Raw genomic sequence first — 15957 nt, forward strand, 5'->3', positions numbered from 1 at the left:
CTTTTTCTAAAGAGCCCCTTTTACTTTAGAGACTATACTCATTATTCCACCGGATAAGAAATACCTGACTGACGTTTCTGTGCTGCTACAGCTCTTTCCAGTTCAGGGTGTGGTTTGTGTCCACGTGACCACATAGCATAAATAGCAGGAATAATGAATAATGTAAGAACAAGCGAAAAGGTAGTCCCTCCTACAATCACAATCCCCATACCCATGCGACTTTGCGCGGCAGCCCCCAAGGCAACTGCAATAGGTAATGCCCCTAATGCAATAGCCAGACTTGTCATTAGAATAGGACGCAAGCGAGACTCAGCAGCTTCCATGATAGCATCCATTTTGGATTTTCCGTGCTCACGTAGCTGATTCGCGAATTCTACAATCAGAATACCATTTTTAGTAACAAGGCCAATCAGCATAATTGTCCCGATCTGGCTGAAAATATTCCATGTCTGCCCAAACAGCCATAGTGAGAACAATGCACCGGCAACTGCCATTGGAACAGTCAGAATGATGATAAAAGGATCCATGAAGCTTTCAAACTGAGCAGCCAGAATCAGATAGATTAATAATAAGGCCAAACCAAATGCAAACAATGTGTTAGAGCCACTTTCTCTGAAATCCCGTGATTCACCAGCCAGATCTGTAGAGAAGCTATCATCCAATACACGTTCTGCAATACGATCCATTGCCTCAATACCATCTCCTATACTCTTTCCGGGAGCCAGACCTGCAGATACTGTTGCTGATAAAAAACGATTGCTATGGTATAACTGTGGTGGACTACTTTGCTCTTTTATAGTAACTACATTGTCCAATTGTATCAAATCACCTGCTGTATTTCGTACAAATATTGAAGCCAGATCCAATGGATCATCACGATCTTTCTTATCAAATTGCCCAATGACCTGATACTGCCTGCCACTCTTCATAAAATAGGCAAAACGTTGGCCACTCAGCGCTAACTGCAACGATTGAGCAACATCTATAACAGAAACTCCCAGGCTTTGTGCTTTGTCTCTATCTATTGAGACATCAAGTTCAGGTTTATTAAACTTTAAATTCACATCTGAGGATGAGAATGTTGGATCATTTTGCACTGCGTCCATGAATTCAGGAATTTTCTCTTCCAGTTTCTGGAAATTAGGAGCCTGAATAACGTATTGGACTGGTAACCCTCCTCTTCTGTTCACAGCAATAGTGGGCTGTTCGGTTACCAGAATACGTGCTTCAGAATAGCGTCGCGTCATCTGTGTGAGCTTACCAGCAATCTCCTTTTGGCTACGTTTTCGCTCCTCGGGTTGAGTCAATGACATTATCATCCGTCCACTATTTGTAGAAGCTGTACCAAACCCTGGAGATGTAATAACCAGATTCACCTTTTTCTCAGGAATGGAATCATTAACCAACTCCATTAACTCCTGCATAAACCGATCTGTATAATCATAAGATGAACCCTCGGGAGTAGTTACCTGTACACGCAAATAACTCCTGTCATCATAGGGTGCTGTCTCTTTTTGAAGAATGGTATAAAACAATACAATCAATCCTACACAACCCAGCACAACAGGAATGCTTAGCCACTTACGTTTCATAAAGCCTCCTAAAGCTTCTGCATAAACAGAATTTAATTTTTCGAAGTAAGGCTCTGTCTTCTCGTAAAACCATGACTTTTTATGTACATCTTTAATCAAGTACGCATTCAGCATAGGCGTTAATGTTAGTGAAACAAATGCTGAAATAAGTACTGCGGCGGCAATAACAACTCCGAACTCCCGGAATAATTGTCCCACAAATCCCTGCAGAAATATAACAGGCAGGAATACTGCTGCCAGGGTAATAGAAATGGAGATAACAGCTATAAAAATCTCGTTAGATCCCTTAATAGCAGCCTCGATAGGACTCATTCCTTCTTCTACCTTTTTAAAAATATTCTCAGTCACCACAATCCCATCATCAACCACAAGCCCCGTTGCCAGTACAATTGCCAGGAGTGTAAGTACATTGACCGAAAAGCCAAACATATACATGATAAAGAAGGTCGCAATCAATGAAACCGGAATATCAATTAATGGACGAAAGGCAATGCCCCAATCCCTGAAAAACAGGTAAATAATGATAACTACCAGAACCAGTGCAATAATGATAGTCTCAGCAACTTCAGTAACAGACTTCTTGATAAATAAGGTATTGTCTACTCCCACGTTTAGTTGTAAATCTTCAGGCACTTCATTTTTGATCTGCTCCAAACGTGTGTAGAAGGCGGAAGCTACTTCCAGGTAATTAGTACCTGGTTGAGGAATCACCGCCAAGCCAACCATAGGTGTTCCAGACTCTGTCATTTGTGTCTCCAGATTCTCCGGACCAAGGATAGCTTTACCAATATCACTGAAACGCACGATTTTATCTCCGGAAGTCCGGATTATTAGTCTGTTAAACTCTTCATCTGAAGAAAGATTACCTAATGTCTTTACAGTCAGTTCTGTATTAGCACCAGTTACTTTTCCGGAAGGCAATTCTACGTTTTCCCTGGTTAGTGCAGTTCTGATATCTGACACTGTTAGACCATAGGATGCCAGCTTCATAGGATCAATCCATAAACGCATCGCATATTTTTTCTGTCCATAGATCTGTACACTACTTACTCCCGGAATGGTTTGTATACGTTGTGCAATTACGTTCTCAGCATAATCACTTAGTTCTAGTGGATTTCGTGTTTTACTACGTACTGTAAGAATAATAATCGGCTCAGAATCTGCATCTGCTTTGGAAACAACCGGAGGAGAGTCCAGATCCTGTGGCAAGCTCCGTGTTGTCTGAGATACTTTATCACGCACATCATTGGCAGCTTCCTCCAGATTTTTATCCAGGTTAAACTCTATTGTAATATTACTTGTTCCTTGTGTACTCGAAGAAGATATATTTCGGATACCATCAATGGAGTTAATAGATTTCTCCAAAGGCTCTGTAATCTGAGACTCAATAATATCAGCATTAGCTCCTGAATAACTGGTACGTACAGAAATAGTAGCTGGGTCAATAGAGGGATATTCCCGAATCCCAAGAAACGTGTATCCAATAACACCAAATAAGATCAATATCAGATTGACTACAATGGTGAATACTGGTCTTTTAATACTTAATGTCGATAAACTCATAGAAAGTTTATTTTACAGATTCACTTACTTACCGAGAGAACAGAAAAATTCATTCCTCTCCTTTTCCTTATCTTTAGAGGCGGTATTATATTATTTACCGGGTTGTATCAATAACTACCCTGACTGGTGATTCAGGTTTCAGAGACATAACCCCACTTGTCAAAACAGTATCTCCAGGATGCAAACCTGACGTAATCAGAATATCTTTTTCCCGTCTGGTAGAAGTTTCTACCTTTACTTCTTTTGCTTTTCCATTTTCACTTACAAAAACTTTCTTGCCATCCTGAATAGGGACAATAGCTTCTGTTGGAATCAAAATTGCGTCATTAATAGTAGTTAAGGGTAACTCGACACTGGTAAATGCACCTGGCAAAAGTTCTCCTTTGGGATTATCTGCCAGAGCCCGTAATTGCAGTGTACGGGTTGTGACATCTATACGTGGCTCAATAGCATACACACGTGCCGTATATTTTTTTTCAGAACCTGCTACCGTAAAGTGAACCTCCGTATTAACTTTTAACTGATTCATATACTTTTCAGGGACAGAGAAAGTCACTTTCACAGGATTTGTATTTACAAGATTTGCTACTGTAGTAGTTGAAGATAAATACTCTCCTACAGAAATTGCACGTAAACCTATCGTTCCTGTAAAAGGTGCTCGAATCTGTGTTTTCTCCAATTGAGCCCGAATGAGTCGGGTCTGAGCCTGTAATGCCCGAAGATCAGCCAACGCCACATCGTATTCCTGCTGACTGATACTTTCCACAGCCAGAAGCTTACGCGAACGTTCCTCATTGGCAGCAGATAGCTTTTCACGGGTAAGAGCCTGAGAAAGCTGTGCTTCCAGTTCCTGATTATCAATCTGAATCAGTAACTGGCCTTCTTTCACTATACTCCCTTCTTTAAAATAGATTCCTTTCACAAGACCAGACACCTGGCTACGTATCTGAACCTGTTCATTGGCATCAAGGGAACCTGATACAGCAATTGCATCTGAAAAACGTTGCGGAGTTGCTACTACACCTGAAACCTGTACAGGTCTGGATGCACCTCCTTTGCCTCCTCCCTTTCCAGAAGCTGTAGCCTCATCTTTTTTCTTATTCTGTATAATTCGGTATGCAACTAAAACACCCAGGCTTATAATGACTATTGCATAAACAATATATTTTACCTTCATAAATTTCACTGTATTGTAAATTTCTCTATCTCTAGTAGTAATAACTGCAATATAGTAGCTAATGTTATACAAACAATAAAGTAAATAGAACTATAATTGCCTCTGTATATTATCTATATGCACTCTTTCATGGTTAGATAATTCACTTTTTAATGAAAGTGAAACAAGCTTCCATTTTATTTACGATTTTTTCTCAAACTTATTCACCAAATCAACGTCCATTCAAAAAAGATACTATTTTTGCCCCCAGAACGTGAGTTTTCAGCATTGTTTTTTATACAGGGGCTGTGGTCAATTGGAAGACACTTCGACTCCGGATCGAGGAGGCTACAGGTTCGAGTCCTGTCAGCCCCTACCCTATTTTATTGTATATGAGACTGTAGCTCAGATGTGGAAGAGCGCCTACCCTGCAACTAGGAGGTCGGAAGTTCGAACCTTCCCAGTCTCACTAAATACTTCTGGAGGGAGTAGTTCAACGGAAGAATATCCGGTTGCTAACTGGAAGGGTACAAGTTCGAGTCTTGTCTTCCTCCATCTTTCTGTAATTAAGCAAGGCTTAGGTGATTAGTGGGTTTTGACATATCAAAGAAAGGAGTAAAAATTAAACCCAATTCTTCCAGATACTCATAAGTGCATGAATGATACTGAAAATACTTCCCCGACAAAAGACGACTCATCAAAACTAGACATAGAAGTTATAGTTTCTTTATTAGAGCTCATAACTAATATATTGAATGATATCCTAGACTAACCATGTCAGAAACCAACAACGAAACAGACAATGTAATGCAGTTGCTACAATCGAGCCAGTTGGAGAGTATCGAGTTAGGATTAGTATTGGCAGATTTGCTCCAAATTGACACAACAAAGTTCAAAGAAGATATAGAAATTGCGTTTAGTTTAATATCTGATAATCAAGAGATTCTTATAAGTGAGAAAATATGGAAGGTAAAAACACAAAAGCGGCTGAATTTGTCAGGATATAACTTAACTTTTATTCCACCTCCGATCAAATACTTTACAGATATTACTTCCTTATATGCCGAAAAGAATCAATTAACCTACTTACCAGCAGAATTTGGAAGTCTAACAAAGTTGGAAACCTTATATGCTCCTACAAACCAATTAACCACCCTTCCACCAGAAATCGGGCACCTTAAATATTTGTATCACATTGATTTACAAAACAATCAATTAACATCTATTCCTCTTCAAATCATTGATTGCACAAATCTGACAAAACTATGGCTAGAAGATAATTTACTATCCACATTCCCTGAGGAAGTATCTAAACTCAACAACCTCGAAGTTCTTAATCTAGGTAAGAATCTGTTACGTGAAATACCCATAGGAATTACGCAAATCATCCAATTAAAAGAATTACACCTTCATCATAATCTTTTAGCTGTTATTCTCAAAGAACTATTCAATCTCACAAACCTAATTACTCTCTCTCTGGATCAAAATCAGATCAATTATATACCCACTGATATTGGAAAATTAACACAATTAGTAACTCTCCATATAGATAGAAACCTAATAGGTTCTATCCCTGCAGAAATTGGACTGCTCAAAAGGTTAGAGACATTAGATATTAATTCAAATCAGTTGACTTCACTACCATTACAGATTGGCAAACTTACCAATCTAAAACATCTTGCCGTTGATAATAATTACCTACATTCTATTCCCTCATCTATTGGTAACTTGAAATCGCTTACAGTCTTTTATTTGCAAGCAAACCACCTTACATCTCTTCCACCAGAAATTGCGAATCTAACCAATCTTAGCTTTTTATCATTAGAAGATAACCCTATCTCAAATTCTGAAAAAGAAAAGATTAAAACCTGGCTCCCTAATTGTAAAATTAACTTTGAGTAAAATCAATGTCGGAATCCAACAGCGAAAAAGAGAATGTAATGCGGTTATTACTTTCTGGTCAATTGGAAAGTATCACGGTAGGACTGACAATATCAGATTCTCTAGCAATTGATATTGAGGACTTTAAAAGAGATATAGAAGAACTGTATGATTGGATTGTCAGGATTCACAGATGGGAAAAAAGTGTAGTATTATTGAGTGAGAAAATATATCATATAGTACACCAGACACATATCTATTGCTCAGACAAGGATACATCTACAGACTCTGTAAAAGTATCTCATATACCTACAGGAATTAAATATATGGTAAATCTGATATCTATAGACCTTTCCTATAATCAGATTGTGGAATTACCTGTTGAAATTGGTTGTCTTACTAATCTGGAAGAATTATATCTGGATTACAACTTACTATCTATTCTTCCTAACGAACTTGGAAATTGCTACAATCTGTATGAATTAAGTTTAGCAGGCAATTGCTTGCATACATTAACAACAGCAGTTGGCAAACTGATTCACTTAGACATCCTGAATCTGGGTAAAAACCAACTACACTCCATTCCAACCACAATAGGGTATTGTAAACACTTACGATATATGAATATATCAGATAATAATCTTACCTCTATCCCTCCAGAAATTGGCGATCTCAAAAATCTAACTGATTTAAGATTAAGTAATAATCCATTAGGATCTCTTCCATTAGAAATTGGTCAATTGTCCAACCTTACGAAATTGAAAGTGGATGCAACCCAACTCAAGACACTGCCAGAAGAAATAGGCAATTTGAAAAATCTGGAAGAGTTTATATCAAAGGGAAATCATTTTTCGTGGGAGGATCAGGTTAAGATCCGTACCTGGTGGCCTAACCTAAAGATTAAATTTAAATAAACCACTCCAGCTAAAACAGTACATTTTCAGTGTAAATCATACCTTGAACCTCATATATTTCTGCAAGCATTGCATATATCAAACATTTAAAATATGTTTGATTCAGTTAAAGAACAGATACAAAACGTCATAAAAAATCATAACACATGCAGAAAAAAAGGGCTGATACTCCTGAGAAAGCCGCAGATTAGTGTATGTGAGAGTTTAGGGACGTTCTTATTTTTACAACTATAGTATACTTAGACTGTAGCTCAGATGTGGAAGAGCAACTGCCTGTCACGCAGTAGGTCGGAAGTTCGAACCTTCCCAGTCTAACAATCGGAAACTTTCTTTGAAAGCATAGTAAAAAGAGACAGTAGCTCAACTGGAAGAGCACCTGCTTTGCAAGCAGGGGGCTGGAAGTTCGACTCTTCCCTGTCTCACCACTAAATCCGGAGGAAGTAGTTCAACGGAAGAATATCCGGTTCCTAACCGGATGGGTACAAGTTCGACTCTTGTCTTCCTCCATCTTTTTAGCTATACCTGGAAAAAACTATTTACCATGAGACAGTAGCTCAACTGGAAGAGCGCCTTCTTGCCAGGAAGGAGGTTGGGAGTTCGAGCCTCCCCGTCTCACAAAGGAAACTGTAGTTCAAATGGAAGAGCATTGCTACCCGTGGCAAAGGTTAGAGGTTCGAATCCTCTCAGTTTCGCAAAAACTATGTATACAGAGGCAGTAACTCAATTGGAAGATGCCCTGGCTCATAACCTGGGCGGCTACAGGTTCGAGCCCTGTCTGCCTCTACCTTATATCAATTATGATGAACACACAATCCCCCTTTACTCCTGAAGAATGGGACACCTGTATCAAGGTACTGAAAGCACTCTCCAGAGATCCTGATCTGGCTCTGGATACTATGACACTCAAAGGGCTGGTAACCAAACTACATAAGGACGCCCGAAAAACGATCCGAAAGGAAAACCTGCAAAAAATTCAGTTAGCAGATAAAGCCGTTCTGGAACAAACGTTTCTGCATCAGAATAATCCGGTTGATGAAACAACCCAACCGTTAGTGCTTCCACAAGATACGTCTCCTTCTGTTCTTCGTATTCAACGCCCGCTTAACTGTTATATCTGTAAGAATCCCTACCAGAATATTCATTTCTTCTATCATTTGCTTTGCCCTGATTGTGCATCGGTAAACTATGAAAAACGTTTTCAGCGTAGCGATCTTACCAATCGGGTTGCATTGGTAACAGGCGGACGTATCAAAATAGGTTATCTGACCGCCCTGCGTATGTTACGTGATGGAGCAAGAGTACTTATCACTACCCGCTTTCCGAAAGACTGTGCCAGACGTTTTAGTGAAGAAGCAGATTTTGCCGACTGGCAGCATCGTCTTCAGATATTTGGACTGGATCTGCGTAATATTCCAGTAGTAGAGCAGTTTATTGACTATCTGCTTTCACATGAACCCAAACTAGATATTATCATTAATAATGCTGCCCAAACAGTAAAACGTCCCCTGGAGTTTTACCGACACTTACTTGAATTTGAACAAACACCTTTTGAACAACTTTCTGCTGAACTGCAATCCATTCTGCCATTAGGCCAGGAAACCCGATTTCAGCTAATAGAAAAACAACATCAGCTTGCACTTCCCAATAGCAATGATTATTTCCCGGAAGGAAAATTGGATAGAGACCGCCAGCAAATAGATCTGCGTCCACAAAATAGCTGGACACTGAAACTGGATGAGGTAGATACGATAGAAATGCTGGAAGTGCAACTCGTAAACTCAGTAGCTCCATTCTTACTCAATAGCCGACTAAAACCATTGCTAAAACAGTCTGAATTTGACAGACGCTTTATTGTCAATGTATCGGCTATGGAAGGTCAGTTTGCCCGTGAAAATAAAACCGTCTTCCATCCACATACCAATATGGCAAAGGCAGCGCTGAACATGCTCACCAGAACTTCTGCCAACGACTATGCAAAGGATGGTATCTATATGAATAGTGTAGATACAGGCTGGATTACACAGGAAAATCCATTTCCTAAAAGATCCCGAATCCGGGAACGAGGATTTGTAACCCCACTGGATGAAACGGATGGTATGGCACGTATTTATGATCCGGTGGCATGTGGCATCAATAATTTGGAAATACCACTCTATGGACACTTTTTGAAGGATTACCAACCCTATCCATGGTAAAGTCTGATTAGCACAACCTACTTTTATCCTAACTTCTATGCAAAAGAACATCATTATTTGTCCTATCAAAGGCATTACAGAACTACTTCCCTATGATTTTCAGGAAATCGAACCTTTGCTTTCCTATCTCAAGAAAGACGAACTACCCCAGATCAACATGGCCTTTCCAAGAGGTACGATTACAGATGATGGGCGATTGGATCTATGCAAACAAAGTCTGGGACCTGAAGGATGTAGTTTTGTGGTAGAATCCTTATGGAACAATACGCATATCAAAAGCTTGTTGCTGGGAACGGATGGAATTGGAAATGAGGGTGCAGAAAAAGTAGCTCAACTTATTGAACATAACGAAAACCTGGAAACAATCTATCTGGGTTGTAATCTAATTGAAAACGAAGGTACCGAAAAACTGGCACAAGCCCTGGCAAGTAATACATCTGTACGGGGATTGTGGTTAAAACGTAATCCGATTGGAGAAGTAGGAGCCTACCACATAGCCAATGTACTGAAACAAAATCGCCATTTACGAACACTGGATCTGGTCAATACACAGATTGGCACGGCAGGGTTAAAGGCAATCTGTGAAGTATTGGCTACACAAAACCAGACACTGGAAAGGTTATATCTGGGCGGGAATCAGATCGATGCAGAAGGAGCCTCTTATCTGGCTAGCGTATTGCGCCAGAATAAAACACTGAAAGCCCTACTACTTAGTGTAAACGAACTGGGTGATGAAGGAGGTGCCATACTAACAGACGCACTATCAGACAATACTACACTGGAAGAACTTGGATTGGCCAGTTGTGGTCTGAGAGAAAATGCAATGGTTACCTTATTTACACATATGGCAACTAATACCAGTATACATTCGCTGGATTTGGGTTATAGTATTTCTACCAGAGTCATGGGTGCTTCTGCCAATCATATTTCAGATCAGGCGGCTAAGGCACTCAAAAAATTTTTAGAAGAGAATAAAACTGTAACTTCGCTTAAGCTGAATAGAACAGGTATGACCAGATTTGGCAAGGCACGTCTAAGGGAGGGGCTTGCAACCAACACATCTATTCAGGAACTGACAATTACAGGAAAAAAAGATCCTCAGCTCCAGGAACTTATTATACGAAATCAATCATCACAACTGAAACAGAATAACATTCCGGAAGATGTAAAAGTTATCAAAAGTGTTTATCGATAGAAAAAAGTCAAATCTATTTCTATCAGTATAGACAAAAGGAATACAGTCAAAACAACTATGGAAAATCAATCAGATTCATCAATAACAAAGAATTCCTGGGCCACCTATGATGGATACCCGGAAGATTTGGAAGGACCGCCGGAAATAACCCGAAACCTTATCCGGTTAATTTCCTCTAGTGAGACCACGAATACTGATTTAGCCTTTCAGATGTTGAAGGGTTTAAAACATCCTGTTATAAAACAAATTCCAGCTGACGCACCGGGTGAAAAAAAAAGAGTATGGTTAAAGCTTGTGTATGATCAACTTACAGGTCCTTCTTCTCAAAGTTGGTATAGCATTGATCTCAGCCGTCTCCAGCTCACCCACATACCACCCTCTATTGGAAATCTACTCTCAACAACATCTGGCTTTATCAATCTGGATCTGAGTCACAATCTTCTGGAAGATCTTCCTTTTGAGTTTTTATTTTATAACGATAAAGAAGCTTTTAATCAGCTTTATAGCATTTCACTAGCCCACAACCGCTTGAAAAAAGTCCCGGTAGTATTACAGGAGCAAATTAATCTGTACAAACTGGATTTAAGTTCAAATGAGTTGTCTGTTTTGCCGGATCAATTAAAGGGGCTAAAAAATATGCACTGGCTATCATTAAACTTCAATCAACTCAAAGAACTACCCCATACAATCAAAGACATATGGCATCTACGTAAGCTGGCAGTTAAAAATAACTTATTGCAATTTTTACCTGAAAGTATAGGCAATCTTGACTCATTGGTGGAATTGGATATAAGTAACAATCACATTAAGGCACTACCCGAAGGCTTGAACAAACTACGATTTCTAAAAAAAATCAATCTGTATATTAATCAGATTGAGTACTGGCCTACTAACCTCAATACACTGGTACAGCTACAGGAAATCAATTTAAGCTTTAACCGGATACGCAAACTGCATCTGAAGGATCTTCCGATGCTACAATGTATTTTACTTGTTAGTAATCGGGTGGAACTATTGGAGATTGAGCCTGACAGTATGAGTCAACTAGAGAAAATCCATTTGCATAATAATCAATTGAAAAGCCTGCCAGCAAGCATTGGGGCATTAAAAAAATTAAAAGAACTCAGAGTGTATAATAATCAACTGGAATCTATTCCGGAAAGTATTGGAAATCTTGAGCGACTTAAGTATCTAAGTCTGAATAAAAATCGTCTGACGACTTTACCTGACACTATTCAGAATCTAAAACGGTTAAAACAACTCGATTTACAGGATAACTTATTCTCAGAACAGGAAATAAACCGGATTAAAAAATTATTACCTCATACTCTGATTCACTTTAGCAACAACAAACGCTCAAAAAAAGCAAAAGGGCAAAAGGCTATTTGATTATTTTTTGAGGAATAAATCTGAACAAGTATTTTCTTTGGTTTAGTATACTATCTATTACTAATTACCAGAAAGAAAAGCCTGAACAACTATAATTACAACTGCAGATGTTGAAGTCATTAAAAGCGTTTATTCATAAACTAACCCGCTCGTCTGTATCTCAACCGTTACAGAAGCAGCAACAAGTTCCACAAGAGACTCAGGAACAAGTTGTTCATTCACCTATTGAACAGACAAAAGAAACCTCAATAGAAGCATCTTTACCTATTACCCGTTCCTGGGTAACATATAACGACTATCCGGAAGACCTGGAAGGAGGGCTTGAGATGACGCAGAACCTAATCCGGTTGATTGCATCTAATGACGATGCTAATATCGAACTGGCGTTTCAGATGCTGAAAGGATTAAAACATCCTGTTGTAAAACACATGCCTGTCAATGCCTCTATAGAAAAGAAAAAATTATGGTTAAAGCTTGCTTATGATCAGATTACCATTCAAACCTATGACCGTTGGAATACGAACTTTGATCTGAGTCATTGCTACCTCACCAAACTTCCTCCAACTATAGGTAGTTTATTATCAACATCCCGGTATTCTACATCCCTGAATCTAAATCACAATCTTCTGGAAGATCTTCCTTTTGAGTTTTTCTATTACAAAGATAAACATGTAGCCAACGCTGTACAGAGCATTTCCCTGGCATATAATCGTTTTCGCTATTTTCCGGAGGCATTACTCAAACAAGAAGGTCTCAGAAAAATTGACATCAATCACAATCAGATTACTACCCTTCCACGCAGATTAGAGGATCTTAGACAGTTGGAAAGCTTATATGCTGGTTTCAATCAACTCACACAATTACCAGATACAATAGGTAATATAAAACATTTATCTGTCCTTTTCTTACCCCATAACTATTTGCAAACGTTACCAGATAGTATAGGAGGCCTTGAACATTTACGCCTGGTTAACCTTAGTCACAATTATCTTCAGAAACTTCCTTTTGGCCTAACAAAATCCAAATCGTTGCGGATACTCAATTTGTATATCAATCAACTAACTCAATGGCCTGATACCTTAAATGAAATTCAGCTGTTGCGAGAAATCAACCTGAGTTTCAACCAAATCAAAAAAGCTAATCTTCGGAAATTGTCTCAATTGAAACGTTTGTTTCTGGTCAATAACCAATTGGAAGAGTTATACATTGATCTCAATAGCTTACCAAAGCTGACCAAACTACACCTGCATAATAATCAGCTAAAGCAGTTGCCGGAGAATATTGGGGTATTAAAAAGACTAAAAGAACTTAGGGTGTATAATAATCAACTCGAGTCCATTCCTGATAGTATTGGGAATCTGGAATATATTCATTACCTGAGTCTAAATAAAAATCGCTTGACAACCCTGCCAGACAGCATTCAGAATCTAAAACGGTTAAAACAACTCGATTTACAGGATAACTTATTCTCAGAACAGGAAATAAACCGGATTAAAAGACTACTACCTCATACTCTGATTCACTTTTAAGACTCTTTCCATTGTTCGATAGGATTTTCGGATATTCCTTTTTCTCTGCCCACATCGGTTACAGCCAATGTCCCTAACTGTTTTTTCAGCATAGCTTCTGGAAGCTCGTTAGGGTCAATGGTAAACAGTTCAGCCATTCCCATCACAATGTCTTCACCATACCAGTTTTCCGGATCATTTACATCCTCCTCTTCATCAAGCAGACTTTCTTTTCGCAAAGTCTTTTCTTTTTTTAATAATTCGCCTTCATCTATAATGTTCTCTCCATCTTTTTCAAAATGTCGGATTATCTTCCCGCCTTTGCAATACAGATAAAACCAGAAGTCCATTCGCATCTGGGTAGAAAAAGCCCATACATCCTCGTAAGTTTCACTTAATCGCTGGCATAAAGCCACTTTATCTGTTTGGCTAATCCAGTCTCCAACAACCAGAACCCAACCTCGCATAGGACTACTTACATACACTCTACTAAAAGGCACTCCATCCCAAATATCACCCATCACAACAGAAATTCCTGTATTCCAATCTAGTTGTATAAATGGTTCACTCAGATTCAGAGACTGAATCACGGCTTCCTTAGATTCTGATTTTATAGCCAGCCAACCTATATCAAAAAATTCAATCATTGTAAATTAAGGTGTTTAATACATTAAAAACCAAAGACTAGCTGATTGTATATAACCAGCTAGCTTTTTGTAGGTATCAAATATATTAGTCTCTTATTCGTACAATCAAGTCCTGAAACGGATCGTATTCTACCTGACTTACTTTCAGATAAACTCCTTTTTCCAGTACAATACGTTCGTGCTCCTCATGTGTTAACACAGCCTGATCCGTTACTCTGAACAGCAGTTGATCCTTTTCCACAGGAGAATCCAATACTTCTACATCTCCTGCCAACTGATGTGAGTGACCAGTTACCTCACCCAGTTCAAGTGTCAGTTTTTTGGTACGTTCCTTCACATTGGCAGTAACACCTGCCTCAGCAACCTTAAATAACAGCACATCACCGTGCCGATACACTCTTTCAAATTCCATAAAATTATGCATAGTTTACGTTTCTGAATACATAAGATTCAAATACTGTTGCTTGGTCAGCGGTTTACCATTGAATCGCATAGTCCAGGCAATAGCAGCAATAGCGTCCTGCTGCTGAGCAATATCTTCAGACACATACAGATAGTATAGTCTATCTGTAGACGCACACTGACACTTGACAAAATAAATAGCTGGCTCACGCCAGAAATGACGTTCTATACCCAGTGATTTAGCATCTATCTTGTATAGTTCATAGGTATCCTCATAGGTATGTTCATAGGGTTTCAGATGCTCATCCCACCGGATCTGTTTTTTGGTGATAGTCTGTGCATCTAACTGTTTTGCATTCAGTTTAGTCACCAACTCTTCGACCCCAAAACATTGCAAAGCTACCATACGCTGCTCAGCATTAGACAATAACAACGCTTCTGCTATAGTCAAAGGAACTAGCTTCTCATAAGTATCTTCAATAGTTTTTCGATGAGTGTCCTGTGAGAATAAGGACAACACCTCACTTTGTGATCGTGCCTGTTTTTTATAAATCTTCAGCACAGTTTCCAATTTCTCGAAAGCTATACCTTTTGTATACACTGCCATAGTACTATTTGATTAAAACCACAGATTCATTGTCAGCGATAAAATCGATTACCACATAGGATTTTTGTAGTTCTAACCGAACCCCACCTTCCTCTAATCTACCACTCACATCAATCGAATGCAACGACTTACTCTTCGCAACTTCCTCGCTAAATTCAAAATCCTTTTCAAACTTTTGCAATCGTTTCCGGATTATCTCTCCATAAAAAGCCTCTGCCTCTTTTGGAATAGGAACAGACATCTCGTCTCCCTCCCGGACCTGTGTATGAATAAGGCCGCCATACGAATCATACGTAATAGTATTACGCCCTTCTACATGCATCCAGACAGAAAAGTTAATATTCACCCTATGTAGGTATTGATTCAGATGAAAGGGATCATCTACAGGTATCCATTCAGTAGACGAAACATTTTCGGCTGGCTCTCCATCTACCCAATCACTTTCTTCATAATCATAGTAGTAAGCTCGCGCCGAATAATGTAATACAATCTGCCCATTCTGATCTATTTCAATTCTACCATGTCCGTTATTGAAATACTCCCCAGCATTGGGCAATTCTAATATCTGTGCAATCAGATCACCTAATTCCCATCCAATGTTAACCCCATCCTTCTTATAATTATAAGAATCTCCAACCTTTACATTGCAAAGGGTTTCATCTCCTCCTGCATTCCAATCTACAGGAATAGGTTCTCCAGAAGACAATAAGCGAATGACTTCTGTTTTTACAATAGCCTTTTTATCGATTCCAGACATAGAATCAACATTTTCTCCATCATCATTCAATGTATGGAAATCTGTTGCTCCAGATGTATTTGTTACAGGGGCCTTTTGTTTAGAGGATCTATTATTATTTGCAAAAAACGAATCATATATATTTTTCCAATAAGACCACATGTTACAGTAA

The 15957-nt window shown here is 38.9% G+C and carries 12 protein-coding genes and 9 tRNA genes; 15 read left to right on the forward strand and 6 right to left on the reverse strand.

Annotated elements, in window-relative coordinates:
* Nucleotides 1-41: 41 nt before the first annotated feature.
* Both QNI15_RS21170 and QNI15_RS21175 read right to left on the reverse strand, forming a co-directional pair.
* Nucleotides 42-3155 (reverse strand): efflux RND transporter permease subunit, encoded by a 3114-nt coding sequence (locus QNI15_RS21170; protein WP_314004507.1) that lies wholly within the window; start codon nt 3153-3155, stop codon nt 42-44.
* Nucleotides 3156-3249: 94 nt separating this feature from the next.
* Nucleotides 3250-4332 carry an efflux RND transporter periplasmic adaptor subunit gene (locus QNI15_RS21175; RefSeq protein ID WP_314033385.1) on the reverse strand — a complete coding sequence of 361 codons (1083 nt, stop codon included), beginning with the start codon at nt 4330-4332 and terminating at the stop codon, nt 3250-3252.
* A gap of 281 nt (nt 4333-4613) precedes the next feature.
* Here QNI15_RS21175 and QNI15_RS21180 point away from each other — a divergent pair.
* From QNI15_RS21180 to QNI15_RS21250, 15 genes are all read left to right on the forward strand, one after another.
* A tRNA-Arg gene (locus QNI15_RS21180) sits at nt 4614-4686 on the forward strand.
* A 19-nt stretch (nt 4687-4705) separates the two neighbouring features.
* Nucleotides 4706-4780, forward strand: a tRNA-Ala gene (locus QNI15_RS21185).
* A 12-nt stretch (nt 4781-4792) separates the two neighbouring features.
* Nucleotides 4793-4866: transfer RNA gene (locus QNI15_RS21190), tRNA-Ser, on the forward strand.
* Between the two features lie 219 nt (nt 4867-5085).
* Nucleotides 5086-6213 (forward strand): leucine-rich repeat domain-containing protein, encoded by a 1128-nt coding sequence (locus QNI15_RS21195; RefSeq protein ID WP_314033386.1) that lies wholly within the window; start codon nt 5086-5088, stop codon nt 6211-6213.
* Between the two features lie 5 nt (nt 6214-6218).
* Nucleotides 6219-7106 (forward strand): leucine-rich repeat domain-containing protein, encoded by an 888-nt coding sequence (locus tag QNI15_RS21200; RefSeq protein ID WP_314033387.1) that lies wholly within the window; start codon nt 6219-6221, stop codon nt 7104-7106.
* 240 nt (nt 7107-7346) lie between these two features.
* Nucleotides 7347-7421: transfer RNA gene (locus QNI15_RS21205), tRNA-Asp, on the forward strand.
* A 34-nt stretch (nt 7422-7455) separates the two neighbouring features.
* Nucleotides 7456-7531 (forward strand) — tRNA-Ala (locus QNI15_RS21210).
* A gap of 9 nt (nt 7532-7540) precedes the next feature.
* Nucleotides 7541-7612, forward strand: a tRNA-Arg gene (locus QNI15_RS21215).
* Between the two features lie 36 nt (nt 7613-7648).
* Nucleotides 7649-7722 (forward strand) — tRNA-Gly (locus QNI15_RS21220).
* Nucleotides 7723-7726: 4 nt separating this feature from the next.
* A tRNA-OTHER gene (locus QNI15_RS21225) sits at nt 7727-7798 on the forward strand.
* A 17-nt stretch (nt 7799-7815) separates the two neighbouring features.
* A tRNA-Met gene (locus tag QNI15_RS21230) sits at nt 7816-7889 on the forward strand.
* A gap of 14 nt (nt 7890-7903) precedes the next feature.
* Nucleotides 7904-9301, forward strand: coding sequence for an SDR family NAD(P)-dependent oxidoreductase (locus tag QNI15_RS21235; protein ID WP_314033388.1), 1398 nt, complete (start codon nt 7904-7906; stop codon nt 9299-9301).
* Between the two features lie 37 nt (nt 9302-9338).
* Entirely contained in the window at nt 9339-10496 is a 1158-nt protein-coding gene (locus QNI15_RS21240; protein WP_314033389.1) for a hypothetical protein, read from the forward strand.
* 57 nt (nt 10497-10553) lie between these two features.
* Nucleotides 10554-11885 carry a leucine-rich repeat domain-containing protein gene (locus QNI15_RS21245; RefSeq protein WP_314033390.1) on the forward strand — a complete coding sequence of 444 codons (1332 nt, stop codon included), beginning with the start codon at nt 10554-10556 and terminating at the stop codon, nt 11883-11885.
* Nucleotides 11886-11992: 107 nt separating this feature from the next.
* Nucleotides 11993-13414, forward strand: coding sequence for a leucine-rich repeat domain-containing protein (locus tag QNI15_RS21250; protein WP_314004495.1), 1422 nt, complete (start codon nt 11993-11995; stop codon nt 13412-13414).
* Here the strand turns inward: QNI15_RS21250 and QNI15_RS21255 are convergent.
* The 4 genes from QNI15_RS21255 to QNI15_RS21270 form a co-directional block, all read right to left on the reverse strand.
* Nucleotides 13411-14040 (reverse strand): hypothetical protein, encoded by a 630-nt coding sequence (locus tag QNI15_RS21255; RefSeq protein ID WP_314033391.1) that lies wholly within the window; start codon nt 14038-14040, stop codon nt 13411-13413. The two genes, QNI15_RS21250 and QNI15_RS21255, sit on opposite strands and share 4 nt — an antisense overlap.
* Nucleotides 14041-14125: 85 nt before the next feature.
* A complete protein-coding gene (locus QNI15_RS21260; RefSeq protein WP_314004491.1) occupies nt 14126-14464 on the reverse strand; it encodes a hypothetical protein in 339 nt (112 codons plus the stop codon).
* Between the two features lie 3 nt (nt 14465-14467).
* Nucleotides 14468-15049: a hypothetical protein gene (locus QNI15_RS21265; RefSeq protein ID WP_314033392.1), complete on the reverse strand. Its 582-nt coding sequence runs from the start codon at nt 15047-15049 to the stop codon at nt 14468-14470.
* Between the two features lie 4 nt (nt 15050-15053).
* Nucleotides 15054-15947, reverse strand: a complete 894-nt coding sequence (locus QNI15_RS21270; RefSeq protein WP_314033393.1) for a hypothetical protein — start codon at nt 15945-15947, stop codon at nt 15054-15056.
* Nucleotides 15948-15957 lie beyond the last annotated feature (10 nt).

Source organism: Xanthocytophaga flava (assembly GCF_030068545.1).
Classification (GTDB): Bacteria; Bacteroidota; Bacteroidia; order Cytophagales; family 172606-1; genus Xanthocytophaga; species Xanthocytophaga flava.

Excerpts from the sequence above, each read along its gene's own strand:
- QNI15_RS21265 (WP_314033392.1), bottom strand. The coding sequence starts at position 15,049 with ATGGCAGTGTATACAAAAGGTATAGCTTTCGAGAAATTGGAAACTGTG.
- QNI15_RS21250 (WP_314004495.1), top strand. The coding sequence starts at position 11,993 with ATGTTGAAGTCATTAAAAGCGTTTATTCATAAACTAACCCGCTCGTCT.
- QNI15_RS21240 (WP_314033389.1), top strand. The coding sequence starts at position 9,339 with ATGCAAAAGAACATCATTATTTGTCCTATCAAAGGCATTACAGAACTA.
- QNI15_RS21200 (WP_314033387.1), top strand. The coding sequence starts at position 6,219 with ATGTCGGAATCCAACAGCGAAAAAGAGAATGTAATGCGGTTATTACTT.
- QNI15_RS21245 (WP_314033390.1), top strand. The coding sequence starts at position 10,554 with ATGGAAAATCAATCAGATTCATCAATAACAAAGAATTCCTGGGCCACC.
- QNI15_RS21270 (WP_314033393.1), bottom strand. The coding sequence starts at position 15,947 with ATGTGGTCTTATTGGAAAAATATATATGATTCGTTTTTTGCAAATAAT.
- QNI15_RS21195 (WP_314033386.1), top strand. The coding sequence starts at position 5,086 with ATGTCAGAAACCAACAACGAAACAGACAATGTAATGCAGTTGCTACAA.
- QNI15_RS21170 (WP_314004507.1), bottom strand. The coding sequence starts at position 3,155 with ATGAGTTTATCGACATTAAGTATTAAAAGACCAGTATTCACCATTGTA.
- QNI15_RS21235 (WP_314033388.1), top strand. The coding sequence starts at position 7,904 with ATGATGAACACACAATCCCCCTTTACTCCTGAAGAATGGGACACCTGT.
- QNI15_RS21260 (WP_314004491.1), bottom strand. The coding sequence starts at position 14,464 with ATGCATAATTTTATGGAATTTGAAAGAGTGTATCGGCACGGTGATGTG.
- QNI15_RS21255 (WP_314033391.1), bottom strand. The coding sequence starts at position 14,040 with ATGATTGAATTTTTTGATATAGGTTGGCTGGCTATAAAATCAGAATCT.
- QNI15_RS21175 (WP_314033385.1), bottom strand. The coding sequence starts at position 4,332 with ATGAAGGTAAAATATATTGTTTATGCAATAGTCATTATAAGCCTGGGT.